Genomic DNA, 25,962 nt, shown 5'->3' with positions numbered 1-25,962 from the left:
GTCTCGTCCCCCACCGCTGGGCCTCTCGTCCCCCACCGCGCGCTGTCGCTCACCTCCGAGTCGAGGCCCGGGCCGTGAGCCGGTCAGCGACCGTCGCAGGAGTGGTCAGCACCCCCAGTAGTCGCGCGGCCTCTTCGGCCACGGCTTCCCGGGCCGGCTTGACGTACTTGCGGGAGTCGACCAGCGACGGATTCGCGTCCAGGGTCTGCCGTATCGAGCCGGTGAAGACGGAGACCAGATGCGTGGAGATATTGATCTTCGTCATCCCTGCGGCGATGGCGCGGCGCAACTCGTCGTCCGGCACTCCGGAGGAGCCGTGCAGCACCAGCGGCACCGGGAGGGTGCCGCGCAGTGCCGCGATGAGGTCCTTGTCCAGTACGGCGGTGCGCTCATGCATGGCATGGGAGGAGCCGACGGCCACCGCCAGGGCGTCCACTCGCGTCGCACGGACGAACGCCAGGGCCTCGTCCGGCTTCGTACGCACCCCCGGTGCGTGGACCCCGTCCTTGCCGCCGACCTCGCCGAGCTCCGCCTCGACATAGGCGCCCCGCTCATGGCACCAGGCGGTGAGTTCAGCGGTGGTGGCGACGTTCTCTTCGTAGGGGAGCGCGGAGGCGTCCACCATGACCGACCGCACTCCGGCGGCGATGCCTTGGCGGACCAGTTCCGCATCGGTGATGTGGTCGAGGTGCACGGCGATCGGAGCGCTGGAACCCTCGGCGAGGGCGAGGGTGGCGCGGGTGAGAGGCAGCAGACTGCCGTGGTAGCGGATGCAGTTCTCGCTGATCTGGAGGATCAGCGGGGTGCCGGTGCGCTCGGCGGCGGTGACCAGCGCCTCGGCGGTTTCCAGATGGATGACATTGAAGGCCGCGGCGCCGATGCGCGCCTTGCGCGCGGCCTCGACGATGGATGAGGTGGGAACGAGAGGCATGGGACGGTAGCTCCCTTGCAGGAAAGGCGGGTTGACGTGCCGGGAGGAACGGGGACTACGAGGCGGCCGGCGCTTCGAGCATCACCGAGCGGGTCAGACTGCGCGGGTTGTCCGGGTCCAGGCCACGGGCCCGGGCCCGTTCCAGGGCCACCCGCTGGACCAGCACCAGATCGGCCAGTGGATCGCGGTCATGGCACACAAAGCGCGCGCCCGTCCGCGCCACATCCGCCTCCAGACCGTCCGGCGCCTGGCCGAACAGCCAGGTCACCCGGCCCGGTGCCGCTATCGCGATCGGCCCGTGGCGGTACTCCATCGCGGGGTAGGACTCCGTCCAACTCTGCGACGCCTCCCGCATCTTGAGCGCCGCCTCGTTGGCCAGGCCGAAGGTCCAGCCCGTGCCGAGGAAGGAGAACTCCTCGGCGTCCACCCAGTCCTGCTCCACCGGGGTGCCCAGCGCCCCCCGTGCGTCAGCCACTGCCCGGGAGACATCCTCGCCGAGGTGCGCGCGCAGCAGCGTCAGCGCTGTTGTCGCAAAGCGGGTCTGGACCACTGATTTCTCATCGGCGAACGGGAGCGCCACCGTCTCGTCGGAGATCGCGACCGCCGGGGTGTCGGGATCACCGATGATCGTCACCGTGGGGATGCGCCCCTTGACCGCCTCGAGCACCCGCAGCACCTCGGTCGTGGTGCCCGAGCGGGTGATCGCCACCACCGCGTCATAGCCACGGTCGCCACCGAGGAACGATTCGGAGGCGGCGAACGGGTCCGTCACCCCCAGCCCGGCGCTCTCGCGCAGCGCCGCGTACGACTGCGCCATGAACCACGAGGTGCCGCACCCGATGACGGCCACCCGCTGTCCGGCCTTGGGCAGCGGCCCGGCCGCGGCGCCGATCCGCGCGGCTTCCTGCCAGGTCTCCGGCTGACTCTGCAGCTCCTGCTCCATGTACGAGGTCTCGCTCATGGCCCACCCTCCCGTGATGAGTGAAACGGCTCCGATGTCGAGTCGCACCCTCGCGGCGTACCGCAGCGCTCTGCGTACTGCTGCGCGAAACTGCAACTTTCTGCTTCGTTGCAATCGACTGTACGCAGAATTGCGCCGCCGATCCATCCCTCGAACGAGTGAGTGAGGCGAAGGGGGTGGGTGAGCGGGTGGAGGGAGAGCCGAAGGGGGCGGCAGGTTGGCCGGATGTGTGCAGTGCGGGGGTGCGGGCAACGGCTTGCCTGCTAAGTGTTGACAGCTGCGCGAAAGGCGCAGCATATTCGCAAGATCAGTCACGAAGCTGATCAGTCATGCAGCAAGGCCGCTCCGCCGCACGAAGGACTGCTCATGTCCACTGCCACGCTCCCCACGACGCCCCCGCCACCGTCCTCCCGGACCCCGCGCCGCACCGGCAGGCTGTTCGCGCTCACCGGCGCCGTCGTCGGTGTCATCTACGGCTACGACACCGGGAGCATCTCCGGTGCCCTGGTCTTCCTCAGCAAGGACTTCCATCTCACCGAGGCCGAGAAAGGCCTGGTCAACAGCGTTCTGGTGTTCGGGTCCATCCTGGGCGCGCTGATCGGCGGCAAGCTGGCCGATGCGCTGGGGCGCAAGGCCGCGATGCTGATCGTCGCCGGCTCGTACGCCGTGTTCGTCGCGCTGTCGGCGCTGGCGCCGAACGTTGTCGTGCTGGACATCGTCCGGTTCCTGCTCGGCGTCGCCATCGGCATCTCGATCGTCGCCGCCCCGCTCTACGTCGCCGAATCGACCCCGGCGCGCATCCGCGGTGCGTCGGTCGCCGCCTATCAAGTGGCCACGGTCGCCGGCATCGTCATCACCTATTTCGTCAACTGGGGCCTGTCCGGGGGCGGCCACTGGCGCTGGATGCTCGGCCTCTCCGCGATCCCCGCGGCGCTCGTGCTGATCCCGCTGCTCCGGTTGCCGGACACTCCGCGCTGGTACGTCCTCAAGGGGCGTACGGAACGAGCGGTCGAGGTCATGGCCCGGGTCGACCCGGACGTCGAACCGCGGGCCGAGGTCGCCGCCGTGGGCGCCGCGCTCGCCGGGGAAGGCCGCGGATCGGCGCGCTCGCTGCTGCGCAAGCCGTACGCCCGCGCCGCGTTCTTCGTCGTCGGCCTGGGTTTCTTCTGCCAGATCACCGGCATCAACGCCGTGACGTACTACAGCCCGCAGATCTTCGAGGAGATGGGTTTCTCCGGCAACGGCCAGAGCTTCCTGCTGCCGTCCTTCGTGCAACTCGCCTCACTGGCCGCAACGGTTCTCGCCATCCTCGTCATCGACCGGCTCGGCCGGCGCCTGGTGCTGCTCTGTGGCATCGGCACGATGGCGGCGATGCTCGCCGTCCTGACCGCGGTGTTCGCCACAGGAGAGCTGCACGGCGCCACGACCTGGATCGGCTTCGCCGCGATCCTCCTGTTCACCGCGGCCTTCAACTTCGGCTTCGGATCGCTGATCTGGGTCTATGCGAGTGAGGCGTTCCCCGCCCCGTTGCGTTCCACGGGGGCGTCGGTGATGCTCACGGCCGACCTCGTCGCCAACCTCCTGATCGCCCAGTTCTTCCCGTCGCTGATGGCCAGGGCCGGTGCCGCGCGGACCTTCGCGGGGCTCGGCGTCCTGGCGCTGGCCGCGCTGATCTTCGCCTCCGTCACCGCGCCCGAGACCAAGGGCCGTCAGCTGGAGGAGATCCGGGACTACTGGCGTCATGGCGGGCGCTGGCCGTCGAGTTGAGCGGCCCGGAGGAGAGGGGCTCCCGGCCGCCGCTCCATGGGCACCCTGGAGTGCTGCATCCCCGGGTGCCCACGGGCTCGTACGGACGGTGCCTCAGTTCGCCTGCTGCTCCTGGTACGCCTCCAGCGCCGGTGCGGTCGTTGTCGCCACGAACTCGACGATCCGGTACTCGCACACGCCGGCGATGACGAAGGGGTCCTCGGACACGATCTGCTCGGCGGTCGCCCGGTCCATCCCCGCGGCGAGGATCACGCCACCCTCGCGCGGGACCTTGCGGCCGGCGGTGAGGAAGTGCCCGGCGGCGTACTGCTTCTGCAGCCACGCCAGGTGGTCGGCAAGGGAGGCATCTACGCGCTCAAGGGGCGCGGTGTAGGTCAATTCCAATACGAACATGCCGGAAATATAGAGCAGTGGGGAGGAGGGCGTGGGCGGTGCCATCGCCCCGCGGACGGGAAGTCCCAGGCCAGGGGGGTCAGGCGGTGGGTGATGCGGGGCGGTGTCGGCCGTGCCGAGTGGCTCTCTCATACGCGTGCCCGGCCCGGAGGACAGCGAGATCGGCACGCGGGGCGCCGATGAACTGCAGCCCCACGGGCAGACCGTCCGGGGTGAATCCGGCGGGGACCGAGAGGGCCGGCACGCCGAGGACGGAGATCAGGTAGGCGGAACGCATCCAGTCCAGATACGTCTCGGTGGCCCGGCCCGCCACCGCCTGCGGGTACTCCAGCTCCGCGTCGAACGGCGTGACTTGGCTGACCGGCGCGAGGAGCAGGTCGTACCGGGAGAAGAAGCCGACCGCGTCGAGGTGCAGCCGGCTCCGGATCGTGGTGGCGGTGATGAGGTCGCTCACGCTCAGGCGGCGGCCCTGCTCGATGTTCCGGACCAGGCTCGGTTTGAAGGCCTGCCGGTCGGAGTCGAGCAGATCACCGAAGGCCAGGTCGAAGCTGTGCGCCCGCAACGTCCGGAAGGTCTCGTCGGCTCCGGTGAGGTCCGGACATGCGGCGTCGATATGGCAGCCGAGCTCTTCCAGGACACTCAGCTGAGGTTCCAGAACGGCGAGGACGTCCGGGTCGCAGGGCGCGAATCCGCCCAGGTCGGGCGACCAGGCGAGGCGCAGTCCGCGCGGCTCGCGGTCGAGCGACACCGCGAACGCCTCGCCGGGAGTCTCCAGACTGAGCGGGCACCGCGGATCCGGACCGGCCATCGCCGACAGCAGGAGTGCCGTATCGGCGACGGTCCGCCCCATGGGACCCGGTACGGCGAGGGTGTCCCAGAGATTGCGGCCGGGGTGCGCCGGGACGCGTCCCGGTGTCGGCCGTAGCCCGACCACATTGCAGAAGGACGCCGGGTTGCGCAGCGAGCCGCCCATGTCACTGCCGTCGGCGAGGGGCTGGAGTCCGGCGGCGAGCGCCGCGGCGGCGCCCCCACTGCTGCCGCCCGCCGAACGCGTGGTGTCGTACGGATTGCGGGTCGTACCGAAGACCGGGTTGAAGGTGTGCGAACCGACCGCGAACTCGGGGACGTTGGTCTTGCCGAGACGGATGGCACCGGCCCGCTGCAGTCGGTCGACCAGCAGCTCGTCCTCGTCCGGGATGTGGTCGGCGAAGAGCGGTGAGCCGAACGTGGTGCGCATCCCCCGGGTGAGGTGGGTGTCCTTGAAGGCGATCGGCAGGCCGTGCAGGGGCGGGACGGGCGCGCCCCGGGCGAGGCGCTCGTCGGCGGCCGCGGCGGCGGTGAGCGCGCCCTCCGGGTCGAGGGTCACGATGGCGTTGATGGCCGGATTGACCTGTTCGATGCGGTCCAGGTGGGCCTGTACGACTTCCCGGGCGGAGAGGTCGCGGCGGCGTAACCGGGCGGCGAGGTCGGTGGCATCGAGATAGTGGAGAGCGTCGGTCATGAGAGCCTCCGGTGACATCGGGGCAGGGGCCGGGGCGGGGGCTGCTCCTCACGGTACCGACGCCCACTGACAGCAGGCCGCTCGTCGATCCGCACGCTCCGGTGCGCTCGGCCGTTCGGTAGCGTGGAACCATCATGGACACCTCCGGAACGATCTCCTGCGACGAGGAACTGCGGCGCTGGCCGACCGACGAAGCCCAGGCGCGCGCCGTCCAGGACCGGTTGCGGTCCCGGGTGCGGCTCGGCGAGCCGGGGCCGGAACCAGGGTTCGACGGCATCGTGGCCGGGGTGGATGTCGCCTACGACGACGAGCGGAACGTCGTCGCCGCGGCCGCCGTCGCACTGGACGCCCGGACCCGCGCCGTCGTCGACCGGGCCACCGCCGTCGGGCCGGTCTCGTTCCCGTACGTCCCCGGTCTGCTCGCCTTCCGCGAGATCCCCACCGTGCTGGACGCCCTCAGCCGCCTCACCCGCACACCCGACCTCGTGGTCTGCGACGGGTACGGGCTGGCGCACCCCCGCCGCTTCGGCCTGGCCAGCCATCTCGGGGTGCTGACGGGACTGCCCGCGATCGGCGTGGCCAAGAATCCCTTCACGTTCCGGTACGCGGCTCCGGGGCCTGAGCGCGGCGCGACCTCTCCGCTCCTGGACGGCGACGAGGAGGTCGGACGGGCGCTGCGCACGCAACAGGGCGTCAAACCGGTCTTCGTCTCGGTGGGGCACCGCATCGGCCTGGACCGGGCCTGCGCGCACACGCTCCACCTGGCGGCCGCCTACCGGCTTCCGGAGACCACCCGGGCCGCCGACGCGCTGTGCCGGAGGGCGCTGGCAGGAGCCTGAGGGCGGGGCCGGCCGTCGGCGGCCCCGTCTCCTCCGCATCTCTCCGTCATCTCTTCTCTCTCGCTTCGTATCTCGCCCCATCCGTACCTGCGCCCTATCCCTGTCCCTCCTTTCCCTCTCCCTCCTTCACCACGCGGAAGGTGATATCCGCCTTCTGGAGGCGGGTCGTCAGCGCGTCCCCCATGGCGACCGCGGAGGTCACCTGGCCCGCGGTCTCCGGGAGGTCGTCGAAGGCCAGGCAGAGCGCCGACTCGGCGAGCATCTTCGCCGTCTCCTCGTAGCCGGGATCGCCGCCGGAGACCTCCGTGACCAGGCGTTCGCCGCCACCGGAGGCGACGAAGCGGACGGCGAACCAGCTGTGCGCCCGCCGCTCCGGGTCCGGTCCCCGGCCCGGCTCCAGGCGGCCCGAGAGCCAGCGCCGCGCGGGCGGCACCTGCGCGAGCGCACACAGCGCGCCCGCCCCCAGGGCACCGCCCACGGCGACCGGCAGCCGCCGCACACCGGCGTAGTGGCGGTAGCGGAAGTCGGGCCCGTATCGGTCCAGCGCCGCGGCCGAGCGGGCGATGATCTGCGAGTCGAGGAGGGGCAACGGCACACCCCAGGTGTGCGTCTCGCGGCTCCTGAGCGGCGGGCCGATCGGGACCCGTACCGTACGGCCCAGCGGCCGCGGCTCGGCCCGTCGCCGTTCGCGGGCGGCCCGTGCCATGGCGACCGGGCGTGAGACGGCGGTCAGTACGGAGGCCAGGGTGCCCCCGGAGAACGTCGCGTGGGTGCGGACGAAGCCGTCGATACGGATCGGGACGCCCTCAGGGAGGAACCCGACGGTGTAATGGACACCCAGGTCGTGCGGGACGGAGTCGAAGCCGCTGGCATGGACGAGGCGTGCGCCGGAAGCGCGGGCCGTCGCATCGTGCCGCAGGTACATCCGGTCGACGAATTCCGGTTCGCCGGTCAGATCGACGTAGTCGGTGCCGGCCTCCGCGCAGGCGGCGACCAGCGGTTCGCCGTGGAGCAGATACGGGCCGACCGTCGTCGCCAGCACCCGGGTGCCGGCGGCGAGCGCGCGCAGCGACGCGGGGTCACCGCTGTCGGCCCGCAACAGGGGGAGGGCGGCGCAGGCCGGGTGGGTCGCCGTCAGCCGGTCGCGCAGTTGCTCCAGTTTGGCCAGGCTGCGTCCGGCCAGCGCCCAGTGGCAGTCCTCGGGGGCGTGCTCGGCCAGGTAGGCGGCGGCGAGTGCGCCGGTGAAGCCGGTGGCTCCGTACAGGACGAGGTCATGGGTCCGTCCCGAGGTGTCCTGCCGTCGCATTGCCCATCCTCTCCACTGCCCCGTTGACCTGGTGTCCGGACCCTAGGCAGTGGCGGTGGTGGCGTCAACGGCCGGTCTCGGCCGTCCGGTTGGACGCGGCGGGCCGCCGGTCGGGCCGGACCGCGCTTGTCCCCCTGTCGGCCGGGCGTCCGGCGCTGCGCGGGCCGTTGTCAGTGGTCGCGGTTAGCGTGGACTGCGTTGACCGGTCTGCGCGACGAGCGCGGCGCCGGACGCGCCGGACGGCATCGCGGGCGGTGCCGTCCGAGGCGATGGACATGACGGAGTTCGACGGACGCGGAGGAGCGACTCGTGGGTGAGGTGGCGAGTCTGACGGCGGTGTGGGGACACAGGCGTGAGCGGGTGCGCGGGCTGTCCTGCGCCCCTCGTGAGTCCTGCCGTCGGATAGCCGCCGAGCAGCTCATCGCCGAGCTCGACGGGGGATAGCGGCGCAGCGGCAGCAGGCGCGCGAAGGCCCGTGACGGCGAGGGGAGTTGAGCTTCGTCGGCGCGGGCCTTCGCGGTGGTGGCCGCTTGGCGCCGGGGGTCTTGTGGAAAGTGGAACACGTTCTTAACATCACGAGTGTTACATCAGAAGTGTCACAGTGCGGAAGGGCATGGGACGCGATGGCAGAGTCAGGGAACGGCCCGCTGAGCGGGGTGCGGGTGGTCGAACTCGCCGGCATCGGCCCCGGCCCCTTCGCGGCCATGCTGCTGGCCGACCTCGGCGCCGATGTCGTCCGCGTCGACCGGCCCGGAGGCGCCGGGCCGGGCATCGATCCGGCCCACGACCTCACCAACCGCAACAAGCGCTCGGTCCTGGTCGACCTGAAGACACCCGAAGGGGTGGCCCAGGTCCTCGAACTGGCCGAGCGGGCCGATGTCCTGGTGGAGGGGTACCGCCCCGGTGTGGCCGAGCGGCTCGGGGTGGGGCCCGAGGAGTGCCTGGCGCGCAACCCCCGGCTCGTCTACGGCCGGATGACCGGCTGGGGACAGCAGGGGCCGCTCGCCGGCACAGCGGGACACGACATCGGCTATATCGCCCTCACGGGAGCCCTCGGCATGACCGGTCCGTCCGACGGCCCGCCCGTCTTCCCCGCCAACCTCCTCGGTGACTACGCGGGCGGTTCCCTCTACCTGGTCATCGGCGTCCTCGCCGCCCTCCAGCACGCCCGCGCCGAGGACGGCACGGGCCAGGTCGTGGACGCCGCGATCGTCGACGGCACGGCCCATCTGACGGCGATGATCCACGGCATGCTGGCGGCCGGCGGCTGGCAGGACCGGCGCGGCAGGAACCTGCTGGACGGCGGGGCACCTTTCTACGGCGCCTACGAGACGGCCGACGGCGGCTACATGGCGGTCGGCGCCCTGGAGCAGCGGTTCTACGGAGAATTCATCCGCCTGCTCGGCATCGAGGACGACGCACCCGGCCGCGACGACCTCGCCGCCTGGGGCGAGTTGCGTACCGCCATCGCCGCCCGCTTCAGGACCCGGACGCGCGAGGAGTGGACCACCGTCTTCGCGGGGTCCGACGCCTGCGTCGCGCCCGTGCTCTCGCTGCGCGAGGCCCCGCAGCACCCGCATCTCGCCGCCCGCGGCACCTTCCTCGACCACGGCGGGATCACCCAGCCGGCGCCCGCGCCCCGTTTCTCGCGTACACCGGGCGCGGTCCGCAGACCGCCCGCACGGCCCGGAGCGGACACCGAGGAGATCGCCCGCGACTGGCGGGTGCGCAGCCTCCTTGTACCGCCGCCCGCCGACTCCGCGGGCGCCCCGCCCGGTCGACGGACTCCGTCGGTCCGGAACGATCCTTCGAAGGGACAGTAGCGTGCAGCGCCAGCTCTACACCGCCGACCACGAGGCCTTCCGCGGGACCGTGCGCACCTTCCTCGCCAAGGAGGTGACGCCGCATTACGAGCAGTGGGAGAAGGACGGCATCGTCAGCCGGGACGTCTGGCGGGCCGCCGGCAGACAGGGCCTGCTGGGCCTGGCGGTGCCCGAGGAGTACGGCGGAGGCGGACAGCCCGACTACCGCTACAGCGCCGTACTGGCCGAGGAGTTCGCCCGCGCCGGTGCCGCCGGCCTCGCCATCGGCCTGCACAACGACATCATCGGCCCCTATCTGACCTCGCTCGCCACCGACGAGCAGAAGCACCGCTGGCTGCCCGGCTTCTGCAGCGGCGAGATCATCACCGCCATCGCCATGACCGAGCCCGGCGCCGGCTCCGACCTCCAGGGCATCCGCACCCGCGCGGAGGACGCCGGCGATCACTGGATCCTCAACGGTGCCAAGACGTTCATCTCCAACGGCATCCTCGCCGACCTCGTCATCGTCGTGGCCAAGACGACTCCGGAGGGCGGGGCGCGGGGCCTGAGCCTGCTGGCCGTCGAGCGCGGCACGGCGGGCTTCGAGCGGGGCCGCAACCTCGACAAGATCGGCCAGAAGTCCCAGGACACCGCGGAGCTGTTCTTCCGCGACGTACGGGTGCCCAAGGAGAATCTGCTCGGCGAGCTCGACGGTGCGTTCGGGCATCTGATGACCAACCTCGCGCAGGAGCGCCTGGGCATAGCGGTCGCCGGAATCGCCGCCGCGGAGCATCTGCTGGAGATCACCACCCGGTACGTCAAGGAGCGGGAGGCCTTCGGGCGCCCGCTGGCGAAGCTTCAGCACATCCGCTTCGAGATCGCCGAGATGGCCACCGAGTGCGCCGTCACCCGTGCCTTCCTCGACCGCTGCATCGCCGACCACGCGGACGGCACGCTCGACGGCGTACACGCCTCGATGGCCAAGTGGTGGGCGACAGAACTCCAGAAGCGGGTCGCCGATCGCTGCCTCCAACTCCACGGGGGATACGGCTATATGAGTGAGTACCCCGTTGCGAAGGCCTTCACCGACAGCCGTATCCAGACCATCTACGGCGGGACGACGGAGATCATGAAGGAGATCATCGGCCGCTCCCTGCTCGCCTGACCCCTCGTCGCCGCGCGTTTCCGGGGACACCCCGGCCCCGGCCCGACAAGAAAGGCTCGACCGTGAGTCCCGAAGCGTTTGTGTACGACGCGATCCGCACCCCGCGCGGACGCGGCAAGGCCAATGGAGCCCTGCACGGCACCAAGCCGATCGACCTGGTCGTCGGCCTCATCCACGAGCTCCGTGACCGCTGCCCGGACCTCGACCCGGCGGCGATCGACGACATCGTGCTCGGCGTCGTCGGACCGGTCGGCGACCAGGGCTCCGACATCGCCCGGATCGCCGCCGTCGCGGCCGGACTGCCCGACACGGTGGCCGGCGTCCAGGAGAACCGCTTCTGTGCCTCCGGCCTGGAAGCCGTCAACCTGGCCGCGGCGAAGGTCCGTTCCGGCTGGGAGGACCTGGTGCTCGCGGGCGGCGTCGAGTCGATGTCACGGGTGCCGATGGCCTCGGACGGCGGCGCCTGGTTCAACGACCCGATGACCAACCTCGCCGTCAACTTTGTGCCGCAGGGCATCGGAGCCGACCTGATCGCCACCATCGAGGGCTTCTCCCGGCGTGACGTCGACGAGTACGCCGCCCTGTCGCAGGAGCGTGCCGCCGCGGCCTGGAAGGACGGCCGCTTCGACCGGTCCGTCGTGCCGGTCAAGGATCGCTCGGGTCTCGTCGTCCTCGACCGCGACGAGCATCCACGCCCCGGCACCACCGCCGACTCCCTCGCCAAACTGAAGCCGTCCTTCGCGGACATCGGGGAGCTCGGCGGCTTCGACGCCGTCGCGCTGCAGAAGTACCACTGGGTCGAGAAGATCGACCACGTCCACCACGCAGGCAACTCCTCCGGCATCGTCGACGGCGCCTCGCTCGTCGCGATCGGCTCCCGGACCGTGGGGGAGCGGTACGGACTGCGCCCGCGTGCCCGGATCGTCTCCGCGGCGGTCTCCGGCTCCGAGCCCACCATCATGCTCACCGGGCCCGCGCCCGCTACCCGCAAGGCCCTCGCCAAGGCCGGGCTGACCATCGACGACATCGACCTCGTCGAGATCAACGAGGCCTTCGCCGCGGTTGTCCTGCGCTTCGTCCGGGAGATGGGCCTCTCCCTGGACAAGGTCAATGTCAACGGCGGCGCCATCGCCCTCGGCCATCCGCTCGGCGCCACCGGCGCGATGATCCTCGGCACGCTCGTCGACGAACTGGAGCGCCAGGACAAGCGCTACGGCCTGGTCACGCTGTGCGTCGGCGGCGGCATGGGCATCGCCACGATCGTCGAGCGCCTGTAACCCAGCGGCCCACCAGACTTCTACGGAGAACCCGCCATGACCGAGAGCACGACCATCCGCTGGGAGCAGGACGAGACCGGCATCGTCACCCTCGTCCTCGACGACCCCCACCAGTCCGCGAACACCATGAACCAGGCGTTCAAGGACTCCCTCGCGGCGATCGCCGACCGCGCGGAGGCCGAGAAGGACACCCTCCGCGGCATCATCTACACCTCCGCGAAGAAGACCTTCTTCGCCGGCGGCGACCTGAAGGACATGATCAAGGCCGGCCCCGAGGACGCCCAGCGGGTGTTCGAGGCCGGCACCGGAATCAAGCACTCCCTGCGCCGCATCGAGACCCTGGGCAAGCCCGTCGTCGCGGCCCTCAACGGCGCGGCGCTCGGCGGCGGTTACGAGATCGCGCTCGCCAGCCACCACCGCATCGCGCTGGACGCACCGGGCTCCAAGATCGGCCTGCCCGAGGTCACCCTCGGCCTGCTCCCCGGCGGTGGCGGCGTGACCCGCACGGTACGGCTGATGGGCATCACGGACGCCCTGCTCAAGGTGCTCCTCCAGGGCACCCAGTACTCCCCGAAGCGCGCACTGGAGCACGGCCTCGTCCACGAACTCGCCGCCACCCCCGAGGAGATGCTGGCCAAGGCGCGCGCCTTCATCGACGCCCATCCGGAGTCCCAGCAGCCCTGGGACGTCCCCGGCTACAAGATCCCCGGCGGCACCCCGGCGCACCCGAAGTTCGCCGCCAACCTCCCCGCCTTCCCGGCCGGCCTGAAGAAACAGACCAACGGCGCCCCCTACCCGGCCCCGCGCAACATCCTCGCCGCGGCCGTCGAGGGCTCCCAGGTCGACTTCGAGACGGCCCAGACCATCGAGGCCCGCTACTTCACCGAACTGGTCACCGGCCAGACCGCGAAGAACATGATCCAGGCCTTCTTCTTCGACCTCAATGCGGTCAACTCCGGCGCCAGCCGCCCCAAGGGCGTGGAGCCGCGCACGGTGCGCAAAGTCGGCGTCCTCGGCGCCGGGATGATGGGCGCCGGGATCGCCTACGCGTGCGCCCTTGCCGGTATCGAGGTCGTCCTCAAGGACGTGTCCCGGGACGCCGCCGCCAAGGGCAAGGACTACTCCGAGAAGCTCTGCGCCAAGGCCGTCGCCAAGGGCCGTACCACCCAGGAGAAGGCGGACGCGCTGCTGGCCCGGATCACGCCGACCGCCGAGCCGGCCGACCTCGCGGGCTGCGATGCCGTCATCGAGGCGGTCTTCGAGGACGTCGCGCTCAAGCACAAGGTGTTCAAGGAGATCCAGCACCTCGTCGCGCCGGACGCGCTGCTGTGCTCCAACACCTCCACCCTGCCCATCACCCTGCTGGCCGAGGGCGTCGAGCGCGACCAGGACTTCATCGGTCTGCACTTCTTCTCACCGGTCGACAAGATGCCGCTGGTGGAGATCATCAAGGGCGAGCGGACCGGCGACGAGGCGCTGGCCCGCGCCTTCGACCTGGTCCGCCAGATCAGGAAGACCCCGATCGTCGTCAACGACTCGCGCGGCTTCTTCACCTCCCGCGTCATCGGCCAGTTCATCAACGAAGGCGTGGCGATGGTCGGCGAGGGCCTCGATCCGGCCTCCGTGGAGCAGGCCGCCGCCCAGGCCGGCTACCCGGCGAAGGTGCTCTCGCTGATGGACGAGCTGACCCTCACTCTCCCGCGAAAGATCCGCGAGGAGACCAGGCGGGCGGTCGAGGAGTCCGGCGGCTCCTGGCAGCCGCACCCGGCCGACGAGGTCATCGACCGGATGGTCGACGAGTTCGGGCGCCCCGGCCGCAGCGGTGGCACCGGCTTCTACGAGTACGGCGAGGACGGCGAACGCATCGGCCTGTGGCCGGGACTGCGCGAGCATTTCGGGGGCTCCGGGAGGCCGGGTGACGGCAGCGCCGAGGCGGGCGCTGGCATCCCGTTCCGGGACATGCAGGAGCGGATGCTCTTCTCCGAGGCGCTGGACACCGTCCGCTGCCTGGAGGAGGGCGTGCTCACCTCCGTCGCCGACGCCAACATCGGCTCGCTCCTCGGCATCGGCTTCCCGGGGTGGACCGGCGGCGTGCTCCAGTACATCAACGGGTACCAGGGCGGGTCAGGGCGGGAGCAGCTCGGCGGGCCAGGGCGGGAGCAGCTCGGCGGGCCAGGTCGGGAGGAGCTCGTAGGCCTGCCCGGATTCGTGGCGCGGGCGCGCGAGCTGCAGGCGGCGTACGGCGACCGGTTCGCACCGCCCGCGCTGCTGCTCGACAAGGCCGAGAAGGGGGAGAAGTTCAGCGACTGACCGGGACCGACCGGGACGGGGCGGGCCGCCGCGGCCCGCCCCGTCACCCCTGCGCGGCGGTGTCGGGGTGGCCGGGGCCGTCGCCGAGCCACTCCCGCAGCTCCTGCTTCATCGACCGCTGGAAGGCGGTGACCAGTGCTTGCACCACCATCGGCTGCATATGGGCCGAGAGCGACTTCATCCGCGCTCTCTCCTCCGCGTCCGGCGTGCTGTCCCGATACGGCTCCCCTACCTCGTCCCGGAAGAGCCGGCTGAGCTCGCGGGCCGCGGCGCGGGTGTGCTCGATGACGACGGTGCGGGCCGCGAGGATGCTGTCCAGCGAGAGCGGTACGTCCAGCAGCCGGGTGCCCAGGTGCAGCAGTCCGGGGTCGACCCGGAAGATCTGCGGGTCCTCGGTCCGGACGAGCACGCTCATGGCCGCCAGCCGGTCCAGGTCCTCCTCGGTCAGCTCCCGGCCGATCCGCCGCTCCAACTGGTCGCGGGTGGCGTCCTCCGCCTTGTCCGGTACCCAACTCGCCACCAGCGCACGGTGGATGGCCAGGTCCTGGGCGCTCAGGTCGGGCGGCAGCTGCCCCAGATAGCGTTCGATCGCCGAGAGCGTCAGCCCCTGGTGCTGGAGCTCCTCGATGAGCGCGAGCCGCGAGAGGTGGTCCGGTCCGTAACGGCCGACCCGGCGTGGACCGATCTCCGGCGGTGGCAGCAGACCGCGGGTGCTGTAGAAGCGGATCGTGCGGACCGTGACGCCGGCCCGGGCGGCCAGTTCGTCGACGGTCAGACCGGTGGCGGACTCACTCATGTTCAACAGTATTGCTGTCTCACCACTCTTGTGAAACCTTCGGGAAACGGTTCCGACCGCACCGCACCCCGCAGCCGGTCCCGCAGTTCGGTCCGCAGATCAGGCCACATCATCCGGAGGCCGCGTTGACCACGATCCTGCGCATGCCCGGTGCACCGGGCGAAGTCACCCTCCCCGCCCTGCTGTTACGCAACGCCGAGGACCACGGCGAACTGCCCGCGCTCTCCTGGCGCGCGGACGGTCGCACCGGCCGGCACACGCTGAGCTGGGCCGAGGCCCGCCGCCGGGTCGCGGAACTGGCCGCCGGCTATCGCTCGCTCGGCGTACGGCGCGGCGAGATCATCCTCCTGATGATGGGCAACCGCCCGGAACACTGGCTCAGCGACCTCGCCCTGGTGCACCTCGGAGCGGTTCCGGTGACGGTGTACGGCACCGCCGCGCCCGGACAGATCGCCCAGATCGCCCGGCACAGCAGGGCCCGCTTCGCCGTACTGGAGGGGACCCGGGAACGGGAACGCTGGGAGCCGCTGCTCGACGATCCGGCGGCCCGGCTGGAGAAGCTGGTGATCGTCGACGTGGAGGGCCCCGAGGAAGCGGGTGGGCACGAGACGTATGCGGACCTGGCCGAGCGGGGAGCGTCGCGGTACGACCCCGCGGCGTTCGAGGACGGCTGGCGGCAGGTGGCGGCGGGGGACACCCTGACCGTCGTCTACACCTCCGGCACCACCGGTGAGCCCAAGGGCGTCGTGATCAGCCACCGCAATGTGCTGCTCAACGCGGTGGCGCTGGACCAGGTGGTGGAGCTGCCCGACCACGCCGCGCACCTGTGCTACCTCCCCTTCGCGCATATCGCCGAGCGGCTGCTGGGCCTCTACCTGCCGGTCTTCCGCGCCGCGCACGTCCACCTCTGCGCGGATCCGGCGACGGTCGCGGAGGCCGCGCGCGAGCTGCGTCCGGCGGAGTTCTTCGGCGTACCACGGGTGTGGGAGAAGCTCGCGGCGTCGGTACGGGCCGCGCTGGCACGGCTCCCCGAGGAGCGGCGGGCGGCTGTCGAGGCGGCGGGCGAGCAGGCCCGCGCGTACCTCGCGTGCCAGGAGCGGGGTGAGCGCCCCTCCGCCGCGCTGGCGGAGGGGTACGCCGTGGCGAAGGCCGAGGTGCTCGGTCCGCTGCTGGCCATGGTGGGTTTCGACCGGCTGGTGTGGACGGCGAGCGCTTCCGCGCCGATGCCCCCGGACGTGGTGCGGTTCTGGGCCGGCCTGGGCATCGTGATCATGGATGCCTGGGGACTGACGGAGACGGCCGGGGTGTGCACGGCGAACGGCCCCCGGGCGTTCCGGCTCGGCTCGGTCGGCCGTCCGATCGACGGTGTGGAGGTGCGTACGGCCGCGGACGGGGAGATCGAGGTCCGGGGGCGGACCGTGTGCGAGGGGTACCTGCGGGCCGACGGGGCGGTGGAGCCGGCGACCGGTGCCGGTGGCTGGTTCGCGACGGGTGACATCGGCCGGATCGACGAGGACGGCTTCCTCTGGCTGACCGATCGCAAGAAGGAAATGATCGTGACCTCGACGGGCAAGAACGTCTCGCCCGCGCTGGTCGAGAACACCCTCAAGGAGCACCCGCTCATCGGCCAGGCGATGGTGCACGGGGACGGCCGGTCCTACCTGGTCGCGCTGCTCGTCCTGGACCCGGAGCCGGCCGCTGCCTGGGCGGCGCGGCGCGGTATCGGGGGGACGCTGCGGGAGCTGGCCGGGCATCCGGAGGTGCGGGCCGAGGTGGAGCGAGCCGTCGAGGCGGCGAATTCGCGCTTGAACCGAACAGAACAAGTCAAGAAATTCGCGTTGCTGGGCGAGGAGTGGGGGGTGGAGACGGGCGAACTGACGCCGTCCTTGAAATTATGCCGCCGGGCAATCCGGGACAAATACGGACAGATATTGGATGGCCTATACATGGTGTGATCTTGCCCACAGACGGGGGGCCGGTCTTCGGGGAAGGTGTCCGGCGGCCGACCGTGTGAACCGCGGGATCCGGCCTTCGCTCGATCGCCTGCCCGACGGCAAGCGGCCTGCCCGAAAGCGAGAACCACCAGCAGTGAGCACGGAAACCGTCACCGAGACAGCCCACAGGTCACCTGACGGGGGGAGCGGCGCGCAGCAGGACGCGGGCGACGCGGGCTACAGCAAGGGCCTCAAGGGCCGCCACATCAACATGATCGCCATCGGCGGGGCGATCGGCACCGGCCTGTTCCTGGGCGCCGGCGGCCGGCTGCACTCCGCCGGTCCCGCCCTGGCCGTCGCCTACGCGGTCTGCGGCGTCTTCGCCTTCTTCGTCGTCCGCGCCCTCGGCGAGCTGGTGCTGCACCGACCGTCGTCCGGTTCGTTCGTCTCCTACGCCCGGGAGTTCCTGGGTGAGAAGGGCGCCTACGTCGCCGGCTGGATGTACGTCGTCAACTGGTCGACCACCGGTATCGCCGACATCACCGCGATCGCCCTCTACACGCACTACTGGAGCCTGTTCACCGACATCCCGCAGTGGGTGATGGCGCTGATCGCGCTGGCGGTCGTGCTGGCGGTGAACCTGATCTCCGTGAAGATCTTCGGTGAGCTGGAGTTCTGGTTCGCGATCATCAAGGTCGCCGCGCTGGTCGTCTTCATGTTCATCGGCATCTTCCTGCTGGCCACCCAGCACCCGGTCGACGGCCACACGCCGGGGCTGAATCTGATCACCGACAACGGAGGCTTCTTCCCGACCGGCCTGCTGCCCGTGGTGATCGTGCTCCAGGGCGTCGTCTTCGCCTACTCCGCGGTCGAGCTGGTCGGCGTCACCGCGGGTGAGACCGCGGAGCCGCACAAGGTCGTGCCGAAGGCCGTGAACTCCATCATGTGGCGGGTCGGCGTCTTCTACGTCGGCTCGGTGGTCCTGCTCGCGATGCTGCTGCCGTGGGAGAAGTACACCGGCAGTGAGAGCCCCTTCGTCACGGTGCTGTCGCACGTCGGCGTCCCGGCGGCGGGCGATGTGATGAACCTCGTCGTGCTCACCGCGGCGATGTCCAGCCTGAACTCCGGGCTCTACTCGACCGGCCGCATCCTGCGCTCCATGTCGATGGCCGGCTCCGCGCCGAAGTTCGCCGGCCTGATGAACCGCAACCAGGTACCGTACGGCGGCATCATGCTCACCTCCGCGGTGTGTGTGCTCGGCGTCGGGCTCAACTACTGGCTGCCGGGCCAGGCGTTCGAGATCGTGATCAACATCGCCGCGCTGGGCATCATCAGCACCTGGTGCACGATCATGGTCTGTCACATGGTGTTCGTGCGCCGCGCCAAGCAGGGGCTGGCCACGCGTCCGCGCTTCCGTCTGCCGGGCACGCCGGTCACCGATATCGCCACGATCGCCTTCCTGCTCGGCGTGATCGTCCTGATGTGGTTCGACGACGGTGTCGGCCGGCAGACCGTGATGCTGATCCCGGTCCTCGCGGTGGCCCTGGTCGCCGGCTGGTACGCGGTACGCGGCCGGGTGGCCCGGATCGCCAAGGAACGGGAGCAGGCGAAGTAGTCGCGCGGTAGCGACACCCGTAGCAGGTCAGGGCGGTCGCGGAGGCCGGAAGGCGTCCGCGGCCGCCCTTGCGTGCGGCCGCACCGGGTCCCGGACGGGCCCGGCGGCTCAGCCGCCGATCACCGGATAGTGGTCGGAGAGGTTGGTGTAGGTGTAGTCCTTGCCCCAGCTGGAGACGGTCCAGGGCGCCGACTCCTCCTTGATCACCTCGTTCCGCCATCCGCCGGGCCGGGCGTGGCCGTTGCGGTGCAGGACGTAGTCGAGGTCCTCACGGGGGTCGTCCGGGTAGCGGTACTTCGCTATGGAGTTCTCCCGGGTGTCGAAGGAGTACGGGTGGCCGGTACGGCCGTCGGCGGGAGCCAGGTCGGCGTTGTTGAGCAGGGCGTCGTACTCGGCGCTGCGTGAGTCGACATTCAGATCGCCGGCGACCATGACCTCCTCGTCCGCCGGAATGTGCTTGGCGTCGAGGAAGGCGTCCAGCTCCTTGAACTGCCTGGCGCGGTCGGCGGCCGCCTCGCCCGTCGCGCAGCCCGAGTCGGTGGACTGGGTGTGCGTGCCGACGACGTGCACCTTCGCGCCGTTGACGTCCAGTACCGCGTAGACGAAGCCCTTGTTGGACAGGGAGTCCGCACCGCAGGCGTCTTTGTAGATGTACTGCTCCTTGCGCAGGATCGGCCACTTGCTCAGCAGTGTCACCCCGCCGTCCTCCGGGGTGGCGGCGGAGTAGGCGCCGCCGGTGGCGTCCCAGCCGCTCTTGCTCCGGCCGACCACCGGGGTCTGGTGGGGGTACTGCGCCGAGGCGTCGGACTTCAGTGCGTCCGAGGAGGAGTTGTCGAACGCTTCCTGGAGCACGACCACATCGTTGCCCCGGAAGAAGCCCGCGGCCGCGATCGCCCGCGCGCGGTGGTCCTGGCCCCAGTTGGGGTAGAGGTTCTTGCTCATCAGGAAGGTGTTGTAGGACAGCACCTTCAGATGGGGGGCGGTGGCGGCCGACGCCGTGGGGGACAGGGCCGTGAGGGGGACGGCGGCCAGGACGGCGGCGGTCGCGGCGGCCCGGGCTGTGCGCAGCGCGGAGTGCGGCACGGGAACTCCCTTTGGGGGGTGGGGGGTTGGTCCGCGACTTATCCAAGCAGTCGTGGTTACTTCCAGGTAACCATCGGGGTGTGAAGAGGTGACGGAGAGGGGGATTCGGAGCGAGAGGTCCGGAGGGGGGTGCCGCCGTATGATGATGAATGTCATGAGTGCGGAGAACGCGGACACCGGCGGCCCGCACCCTCCACCGGTCGGAGGGGTGCTCTGGTCGCTGGCCGGTGACATCCGCATGCTGCTGACCCTGCCGCCCGCGATCGCCCTGCAGGTCGCGCACCCGGCGGTGGGCGCCGGTGTGGACGACCACTCCGTCTTCCGTACGGACCCATGGGGACGCGGTGAGCGGTCGCTGGTCTCGCTGCAGCTGTGGGTGTACGGAGGCGAGGGCGCGGCGCAGGAGGGGCGCCGGCTGCGCCGGCTGCACCGGACCATCCAGGGGACCGATGCCCACGGCCGTACCTACCACGCGCTCACCCCTGCCTGCTACGCCTGGGTGCACGCCACCGGCTACCCCGTCTTCCGGCACGTCCAGCGGTATCTCGGCCGTCCCTTCACCGAGGAGCAGGAGCGCCGGCTGTACGCGGAGTGGCTTCAGGTCGGGCGTGTCCTCGGCATTCACGACCGCGATATGCCGCAGACCATCGAGGAGTTCTGGCCGTACTACCGCAGAGTCCTGGAGGAGGAACTCGAAGAGACCGCGGTGGTACGGGAGTTGATCGCCACCGACCCGCCGCTCCCGGTCCCCGACCGCGGGCCCCGGTGGGTGCGGCTGCTGCTCCGGCTGACCTGGCCGTGGCTCCGACCCGGGTTCGCCCGCTTCCGGAGGTTCGTCACGATCGGCCTGATGCCGCCGGACGCCCGGCGTGCCATCGGGCTGGAGTGGACGGACGTCCAGGAGCGCCGGCTGCGCCGCTTCGGACGGGTGGTGCGTACCGTCGTCCCCCTGCTGCCGGAGCGGCTGCGCTATATGCCCGTCGCGCGCCGGGCTCGCCGGGCGGCCCGGCGGTGACACGCTGACACGGCGGGGCGGGGTGGGGCGGCAGTGCGGTGCCGCGGCGGAGCCCGGCGATACCACGGCCGGGGAGCCGGGGCGTGACACCGCCCCGGCTCCCCTCAGCTGATCCTCGGCCCGCCTCGGCCGGCCCTGAGCTGATGCCGAGCTGACCCCGAGTCAGCCCTGAGGCGGCCCCGAGTCAGCCCTGAGGCCGCTGTCACTCAGTGCCCGTGCGCCCCGTGGGACTCGTGCACCTCGTTCGTGGCGGCGATCGCCTTCCACGACTTCGGCTGCGCCACCGGCTTCGTGCTCGGCGCGGCTATCGTGGCGCCCTTGGCCGCCCCGAAGGACGGCTTGGCGGTCTGGAACAGCCAGGTGTCGAAGAAGCCGGCGAGCCGCTCACCGGACTTCTTCTCCGCGAACTTCACGAAGTCGGCCACCGAACCGTTGCCGTACCTGTTCTCGGTCGGCCAGGACTTGAGGAGCCCGAAGAAGGCCTTGTCGCCGAGCTTGTTGCGCAGCGCCTGGAGGGCCAGCGCCCCCCGGTCGTAGACGGCGATGTCGAACTGGTTCTTCGCGCCGGGGTCACCGGGCTTGACCTTCCAGAACGGGTCGTCGGCCGGGTGCTGCTGGTAGACGTACTCCGCGAGCTGCTGGGCGGTGCCCTCACCCTCCTTCTCCGACCACAGCCACTGGGCGTAGCGGGCGAAGCCCTCGTGGACCCAGATGTCCTTCCAGTCCTTGAGGGACACGCTGTCGCCGTACCACTGGTGCGCCAGCTCGTGCACGACCACCGACACGTTGGTGCCGCGGTCGAAGGCCTGCTTCCCGTAGAACGGCCGGGTCTGGGTCTCCAGCGCGTACCCGGCCGGTACGTTCGGCACATACCCGCCCAGCGCGTTGAAGGGGTACGGGCCGAAGACGCCCTCCTCCCACTCCACGACCTCGGCGGTGCGCTCGATGCTGGCCTTGGCCGCACCCGTGTTGGCGCCGAGGTCCTTGCTGACGGCGTTGATGACCGGCAGTCCGTTGGCGGTGGTGTCCTTGGTGATGTCGAACTTGCCGACCGCCAGCGTCGTCAGGTACGTGGACTGCGGCTTGTCCGAGCGCCAGTTGTAGCGCGTCCAGCCGAGCTTGGAGGTCTCCGACAGCAGAACGCCGTTGCTGAGCGCCTGGGTGCCGTCCGGGACCGCCACCGAGATGTCGTACGTCGCCTTGTCGGTGGGGTGGTCGTTGCTCGGGAACCACCACGCGGCGCCGTGCGGCTCCTGTGCCACCACGCCGCCGTCGGGCGTACGGGCCCAGGCGGTGAAGCCGTCGATCTTCAGTTCGGAGGGCTTGCCGGCGTAGCGCACCACCACGCTGATCGCCTTGCCCTTCTCCAGCGGGGCGGCCGGGGTGACCTCCAGCTCATGCTGGCCGGAGGTGGTGAAGGCGGCCTTCTTGCCGTTGACCCGGATCTCGCTGACCTTGAGGCCGAAGTCCAGGTTGAAGCGGGAGAGGTTCTGGGTGGTCGTGGCGAGCAGCGTCGCCGTACCCTCCAGCAGATCCGTCTTCGGCTGGTACTTGAGCCGCAGGTCGTAGTGGGAGACGTCGTACCCGCCGTTTCCGCTCGCGGGGTAGTAGCTGTCACCCACCCCCGGGGCCCCGGGCTGGAAGTCGGCAGCCGATGCCGGGATCGCCAGCAGCAGACTGAGGGCGGCCGCGCCCGGGACGATAAGTCTGTGACGCACGAGTCCTCCAACTCGTAGGGGGATGGCTCTCATCCGGGACCTTATGTACTGTCCGGGGTCCACGTCATGTACATGGTGCGATCTGACACATGATCGACATGAACCACCTCGCCACCTCGCTGTGACCGGCCGCACCACCGCCGCCATATACGCCCTTACGCAGGGGAGTTGTGCCGCGCTACCGTCCGCCTCGTGACGAATCCCGCGCGGTTTCCCCGCATCTCCTTCACCGTACTCGCGCTGACGGCCGTCGCCGCGCTGCTGGCCGGACTGATCGGGCCGTCCGCCGCGCAGGCGGCACCCGGTGAGAGCCGCCCCGTCTACTCCTACGACCGCGCGATACGCGAATCGGTCTGGGTGGACACCCGGCTGGACGGCGACTCGGACGGCAGGACCGACCGGGTCGCCGTCGACATCGTGCGGCCGTCCGAACCCGCCCAGCAGGGCCTTCGGATACCCGTGATCATGGACGCCAGTCCGTACTACTCCTGCTGCGGACGCGGCAACGAAAGCCAGAAGAAGACCTACGACGCCCAGGGACGGCCGGTCCAGTTCCCGCTCTTCTACGACAACTACTTCGTACCGCGTGGCTATGCCACGGTCCTCGTCGACCTGGCGGGCACCAACCGCTCCGACGGCTGTGCCGACGTCGGCGGCCGCTCGGACATCCTGTCCGCCAAGGCCGTCGTCGACTGGCTCGGCGGCCGGGGCCGCGCCTACACCACCCGTACCGGAGGCCGGCCCGCCACGGCCGACTGGGCCAGCGGCAGCACCGGAATGATCGGCAAGAGCTGGGACGCCACCATCGCCAACGGCGTCGCGGCCACCGGCGTCGAGGGCCTGAAGACCATCGTCCCGATCGCCGGTATCTCCTCCTGGTACGACTACTACTTCGCCAAGGGCGCTCCGCTCAACGGCTCAGGACCTGACGGGCTCGGCAGCCTGGTCGACAGCCCGGAGGCGAAGAAACGCTGCGCCGCGGTACAGCAGAGACTGGTCGACGGTGCGCCGCGCAGCGGCGACTGGACGGATCTGTGGACCGAGCGGGACTACGTCCGTGACGCCGGCCGGGTCCGGGCCAGTGTCTTCATGGTGCACGGTCTGCAGGACCTCAACGTCCGCACCCGGCACGCCGGCCAGTGGTGGGAGGCGCTCGCCCGGCACGGCGTGGAGCGGAAGATCTGGCTCTCCCAGGCTGGGCACGTCGATCCGTTCGACCTCCGGCGCGGAGCCTGGGTCAAGACCCTGCACCACTGGTTCGACCACTATTTGCTGGGCTACGACAACGGCATCGAACGCGCCCCCATGGCCGATATCGAGCGCTCGCCCGGCACCTGGTCCACCGATCCGCAGTGGCCCGCCCCCGGCACCCGGACCACCACACTGCGGCCGGACAACGGCTCCGCGCCCGGCGTCGGCGTCCTCGGCACCACACCGGCCCCGCAGGGCGCGACCGAGACCTTCACCGACGACCCGTCGCTGAGCGAGGCCGACTGGGCGGCCCGGATCGACCAATCCACCACCGCCAAGGCCGGTTTCACCACCGGCCCACTGCGTGCGCCCCTGCGGCTGTCCGGCTCCGGAACGGTGACCGTGACCGCCACCCCGAGCACCTCGACCGCCCATCTCTCCGCCGTCCTGGTGGACCTGGGCCCCGACACCATCCGCGACTACGCCGCCGCCGGTGAGGGCATCACCACCCTCGGCCACCGCACCTGCTGGGGAGCCGGCATCACGGGCGACAGCGGCTGCTTCAAGGAGACCGCCGCCGACACCCGGAAGGTGGCGCACACCGTCTTCAGCCGCGGCTGGGCCGACCTCGGCAACTACGCCGACCCCCACCACGGCCGCCCGCTCACCCCGGGAAAGCCGTACACCCTCACCCTCGACCTGGCCGCCGCCGACCACATCGTGCCCGCCGGACACCGGCTCGCACTGATCGTGGCCGGTACCGACGCCGGCCTGATCGACCCACCCGCGTCCCGGCCGACGCTCACCCTCGATCTCTCCCGTACTGCGGCTGCACTGCCGCTGACCGGGGGTTACCCGGCCTTCGCACGGGCCACTGCGGGGGCCACTGCGGGGGCCACTGCGGGGGTGTCCCCGCACACGGGCGGCGCACCGCTCGCCGGGATCACCCCGCCGCGCTCCCTCACGCCGGTCCCGCGTCCCCTTCCCCGCCACTCACCCGAGGGAGGCACCTCCTCGTGACACTCCGCTCCCGCCGTGCCGGACGACTCCTCGTCTTAGGGGCGCTGGCCTTCGCCCTGACCGCCACGCTCGGCGCGACCCTGCCCGCCACCCCGGCCGATGCCGCCGGAACCCGGACACCCCGTACGGGGTTCGAAACCAGCCATGGCGCGCGCTGGACCAGCCAGCCCGAGGAGCAGACGTTCCTCGCCGCCGTCGACCGCGCCACCCCACGCGTACGGATCGACCGGATCGGCACCACCGAGCAGGGCCGCCCGCTGCAACTCGTCCGCATCGGCGCTCCCGCCCCGGAGCGCCCCGCCGACGTACGGCGCGGCAACTCCGTCCTGCTGATCTGTGCCCAGCACGGCGACGAGCCCTCCGGCCGCGAGGCCTGCCTCTCCACCATCCGCGACCTCGCCTACGCCAGGGACCGGGCCACCCGGCGCTTCCTGGAACGCACCAGCGTGCTCGTCGTACCGACCGCCAACCCCGACGGCCGGGCGGCGAACACCCGGGGCAACGCCGACGGGAAGGACATCAACCGCGACCACCTCGCCCTGCGGACCGCCGAGGCCCGTGCCATGGCCAGGGTTCTCCGCGACTACCGCCCCGACTCCGTCCTGGACCTGCACGAGTACGACGCCACCGTCCCGTACTACACGAAGGACCTGCTCTCCCTCTGGCCGCGCAACCCGAACACCTCGGAGGCGGTGCACCACGAGTCCGGCGCACTCGCCGAGGAGTTCGTCGGACCCGCCGTCCGGAACGCCGGATTCAGTGCCGGGGTCTACGGAATCTGGACCGACCCGGAGACCGATGAGCCCGTCAAGCAGGTCGCGGGCGACGGCCAGGAGCGCATCCTCCGCAACACCGTGGGCGTCAAGGGCTCCCTCGGGCTGCTCGTCGAGACCCGTATCGACCCCCTCACCGCCGCCGAGCAGGCCGACCCCGCACTCAACAACCGGCGCCGGGTCGACTCCCACCTCGCCGCGCTGAAGGGTGCGTTCACCTTCTTCGGCCGTCACCGCGCACGCATCGAAGCGGCCACCACCGCAGCCCGGCTCGCCGGATACGCCGACCACGGCCCGGTCTACCTCGGCGGCGCCGACAACGCACCCCCCACCGGCGCGCAGACCCTCTCCGACCCACCCTGCGCATACCGCCTGGACGCGGAGCAACTGGACCGCGTGGGAGATGAATTGGCCCTGCACGGCCTGACGTGGCGAACGGACCCGGCCGACGGCGCGGTCGTCCCGCTGCGTCAGTCGCTGCGCGCCCTCGTCCCGCTGCTGCTGGACCAACGGGCCGGATATCACCTTGCGGTTGCGGTGCCCATGGACGACTGCCCTGTGTGAG

Annotated in this window: 20 protein-coding genes; 12 read left to right on the top strand and 8 right to left on the bottom strand. The window is 70.8% G+C overall.

The features are described from left to right. Positions 1–49 precede the first annotated feature (49 nt). The gene (locus ACFY12_RS31330) at positions 50–931 is read right to left on the bottom strand and encodes a ketose-bisphosphate aldolase (protein WP_390719323.1); all 882 of its coding nucleotides are present in this window, start codon (positions 929–931) and stop codon (positions 50–52) included. Between the two features lie 55 nt (positions 932–986). Then, complete coding sequence (locus ACFY12_RS31325) at positions 987–1,892, bottom strand: SIS domain-containing protein (RefSeq protein ID WP_390719322.1); 906 nt, start codon at positions 1,890–1,892, stop codon at positions 987–989. Between the two features lie 366 nt (positions 1,893–2,258). Between ACFY12_RS31325 and ACFY12_RS31320 the strand changes: the two genes are divergently transcribed. Then, a complete protein-coding gene (locus tag ACFY12_RS31320; protein WP_390719321.1) occupies positions 2,259–3,659 on the top strand; it encodes a sugar porter family MFS transporter in 1,401 nt (466 codons plus the stop codon). A gap of 93 nt (positions 3,660–3,752) precedes the next feature. Here ACFY12_RS31320 and ACFY12_RS31315 read toward each other — a convergent pair whose 3' ends face one another. Together ACFY12_RS31315 and ACFY12_RS31310 are read right to left on the bottom strand one after the other, a co-directional pair. Continuing rightward, the gene (locus tag ACFY12_RS31315; RefSeq protein ID WP_390719320.1) at positions 3,753–4,052 is read right to left on the bottom strand and encodes a YciI family protein; all 300 of its coding nucleotides are present in this window, start codon (positions 4,050–4,052) and stop codon (positions 3,753–3,755) included. 79 nt (positions 4,053–4,131) lie between these two features. Next, positions 4,132–5,553: an amidase gene (locus ACFY12_RS31310; protein WP_390719319.1), complete on the bottom strand. Its 1,422-nt coding sequence runs from the start codon at positions 5,551–5,553 to the stop codon at positions 4,132–4,134. Between the two features lie 134 nt (positions 5,554–5,687). On the opposite strand from ACFY12_RS31310, the gene ACFY12_RS31305 reads away from it, so the two are divergent. After that, positions 5,688–6,392, top strand: coding sequence for an endonuclease V (locus tag ACFY12_RS31305; protein WP_390719318.1), 705 nt, complete (start codon positions 5,688–5,690; stop codon positions 6,390–6,392). Between the two features lie 94 nt (positions 6,393–6,486). Here ACFY12_RS31305 and ACFY12_RS31300 read toward each other — a convergent pair whose 3' ends face one another. Continuing rightward, positions 6,487–7,698, bottom strand: a complete 1,212-nt coding sequence (locus ACFY12_RS31300) for a saccharopine dehydrogenase family protein (RefSeq protein WP_390719317.1) — start codon at positions 7,696–7,698, stop codon at positions 6,487–6,489. A gap of 309 nt (positions 7,699–8,007) precedes the next feature. Here ACFY12_RS31300 and ACFY12_RS31295 point away from each other — a divergent pair, with 309 nt between their 5' ends. The 5 genes from ACFY12_RS31295 (at position 8,008) to ACFY12_RS31275 (ending at position 14,252) form a co-directional block, all read left to right on the top strand. Further along, positions 8,008–8,142: a hypothetical protein gene (locus tag ACFY12_RS31295; RefSeq protein WP_390719316.1), complete on the top strand. Its 135-nt coding sequence runs from the start codon at positions 8,008–8,010 to the stop codon at positions 8,140–8,142. 179 nt (positions 8,143–8,321) lie between these two features. Then, the gene (locus ACFY12_RS31290) at positions 8,322–9,521 is read left to right on the top strand and encodes a CaiB/BaiF CoA transferase family protein (RefSeq protein ID WP_390719315.1); all 1,200 of its coding nucleotides are present in this window, start codon (positions 8,322–8,324) and stop codon (positions 9,519–9,521) included. A 1-nt stretch (position 9,522) separates the two neighbouring features. Next, entirely contained in the window at positions 9,523–10,665 is a 1,143-nt protein-coding gene (locus tag ACFY12_RS31285; RefSeq protein ID WP_390719314.1) for an acyl-CoA dehydrogenase family protein, read from the top strand. A 62-nt stretch (positions 10,666–10,727) separates the two neighbouring features. Continuing rightward, the gene (locus tag ACFY12_RS31280) at positions 10,728–11,942 is read left to right on the top strand and encodes an acetyl-CoA C-acetyltransferase (protein ID WP_390719313.1); all 1,215 of its coding nucleotides are present in this window, start codon (positions 10,728–10,730) and stop codon (positions 11,940–11,942) included. Positions 11,943–11,978: 36 nt separating this feature from the next. Next, positions 11,979–14,252: a 3-hydroxyacyl-CoA dehydrogenase NAD-binding domain-containing protein gene (locus ACFY12_RS31275; RefSeq protein WP_390719312.1), complete on the top strand. Its 2,274-nt coding sequence runs from the start codon at positions 11,979–11,981 to the stop codon at positions 14,250–14,252. A gap of 43 nt (positions 14,253–14,295) precedes the next feature. On the opposite strand, the gene ACFY12_RS31270 is transcribed toward ACFY12_RS31275, so the two are convergent. Continuing rightward, a complete protein-coding gene (locus ACFY12_RS31270; RefSeq protein WP_390719311.1) occupies positions 14,296–15,048 on the bottom strand; it encodes a MerR family transcriptional regulator in 753 nt (250 codons plus the stop codon). Positions 15,049–15,173: 125 nt separating this feature from the next. On the opposite strand from ACFY12_RS31270, the gene ACFY12_RS31265 reads away from it, so the two are divergent. Both ACFY12_RS31265 and ACFY12_RS31260 read left to right on the top strand, forming a co-directional pair. Further along, positions 15,174–17,003 carry an AMP-dependent synthetase/ligase gene (locus ACFY12_RS31265; RefSeq protein ID WP_390719310.1) on the top strand — a complete coding sequence of 610 codons (1,830 nt, stop codon included), beginning with the start codon at positions 15,174–15,176 and terminating at the stop codon, positions 17,001–17,003. 133 nt (positions 17,004–17,136) lie between these two features. Beyond that, positions 17,137–18,597: an amino acid permease gene (locus tag ACFY12_RS31260; RefSeq protein WP_390719309.1), complete on the top strand. Its 1,461-nt coding sequence runs from the start codon at positions 17,137–17,139 to the stop codon at positions 18,595–18,597. Between the two features lie 108 nt (positions 18,598–18,705). Here ACFY12_RS31260 and sph read toward each other — a convergent pair whose 3' ends face one another. Further along, positions 18,706–19,680 carry a sphingomyelin phosphodiesterase gene (gene sph / locus ACFY12_RS31255; protein WP_390719308.1) on the bottom strand — a complete coding sequence of 325 codons (975 nt, stop codon included), beginning with the start codon at positions 19,678–19,680 and terminating at the stop codon, positions 18,706–18,708. Positions 19,681–19,834: 154 nt separating this feature from the next. On the opposite strand from sph, the gene ACFY12_RS31250 reads away from it, so the two are divergent. Then, entirely contained in the window at positions 19,835–20,695 is an 861-nt protein-coding gene (locus ACFY12_RS31250; RefSeq protein WP_390719307.1) for an oxygenase MpaB family protein, read from the top strand. Between the two features lie 206 nt (positions 20,696–20,901). Here the strand turns inward: ACFY12_RS31250 and ACFY12_RS31245 are convergent, their stop codons facing one another. Then, positions 20,902–22,413: a M1 family metallopeptidase gene (locus ACFY12_RS31245; protein WP_390719306.1), complete on the bottom strand. Its 1,512-nt coding sequence runs from the start codon at positions 22,411–22,413 to the stop codon at positions 20,902–20,904. A 192-nt stretch (positions 22,414–22,605) separates the two neighbouring features. Here ACFY12_RS31245 and ACFY12_RS31240 point away from each other — a divergent pair, with 192 nt between their 5' ends. Further along, the gene (locus ACFY12_RS31240) at positions 22,606–24,624 is read left to right on the top strand and encodes a Xaa-Pro dipeptidyl-peptidase (protein ID WP_390719305.1); all 2,019 of its coding nucleotides are present in this window, start codon (positions 22,606–22,608) and stop codon (positions 24,622–24,624) included. After that, positions 24,621–25,961, top strand: coding sequence for a M14 family metallocarboxypeptidase (locus ACFY12_RS31235; protein WP_390719304.1), 1,341 nt, complete (start codon positions 24,621–24,623; stop codon positions 25,959–25,961). Before ACFY12_RS31240 ends, ACFY12_RS31235 begins: the two co-directional genes overlap by 4 nt. The last annotated feature ends 1 nt before the right edge of the window (position 25,962 follow it).

Origin of the sequence: Streptomyces sp. NPDC001339, assembly GCF_042895955.1 — a bacterium.
Classification (GTDB): domain Bacteria; phylum Actinomycetota; class Actinomycetes; order Streptomycetales; family Streptomycetaceae; genus Streptomyces.
Note: the sequence above shows the minus strand (reverse complement) of the source record. Positions and strands in the feature narration are given on the sequence as shown.

Excerpts from the sequence above, each read along its gene's own strand:
- ACFY12_RS31330 (WP_390719323.1), bottom strand. The coding sequence starts at position 931 with ATGCCTCTCGTTCCCACCTCATCCATCGTCGAGGCCGCGCGCAAGGCG.
- ACFY12_RS31325 (WP_390719322.1), bottom strand. The coding sequence starts at position 1,892 with ATGAGCGAGACCTCGTACATGGAGCAGGAGCTGCAGAGTCAGCCGGAG.
- ACFY12_RS31320 (WP_390719321.1), top strand. The coding sequence starts at position 2,259 with ATGTCCACTGCCACGCTCCCCACGACGCCCCCGCCACCGTCCTCCCGG.
- ACFY12_RS31315 (WP_390719320.1), bottom strand. The coding sequence starts at position 4,052 with ATGTTCGTATTGGAATTGACCTACACCGCGCCCCTTGAGCGCGTAGAT.
- ACFY12_RS31310 (WP_390719319.1), bottom strand. The coding sequence starts at position 5,553 with ATGACCGACGCTCTCCACTATCTCGATGCCACCGACCTCGCCGCCCGG.
- ACFY12_RS31305 (WP_390719318.1), top strand. The coding sequence starts at position 5,688 with ATGGACACCTCCGGAACGATCTCCTGCGACGAGGAACTGCGGCGCTGG.
- ACFY12_RS31300 (WP_390719317.1), bottom strand. The coding sequence starts at position 7,698 with ATGCGACGGCAGGACACCTCGGGACGGACCCATGACCTCGTCCTGTAC.
- ACFY12_RS31290 (WP_390719315.1), top strand. The coding sequence starts at position 8,322 with ATGGCAGAGTCAGGGAACGGCCCGCTGAGCGGGGTGCGGGTGGTCGAA.
- ACFY12_RS31275 (WP_390719312.1), top strand. The coding sequence starts at position 11,979 with ATGACCGAGAGCACGACCATCCGCTGGGAGCAGGACGAGACCGGCATC.
- ACFY12_RS31270 (WP_390719311.1), bottom strand. The coding sequence starts at position 15,048 with ATGAGTGAGTCCGCCACCGGTCTGACCGTCGACGAACTGGCCGCCCGG.
- ACFY12_RS31250 (WP_390719307.1), top strand. The coding sequence starts at position 19,835 with ATGAGTGCGGAGAACGCGGACACCGGCGGCCCGCACCCTCCACCGGTC.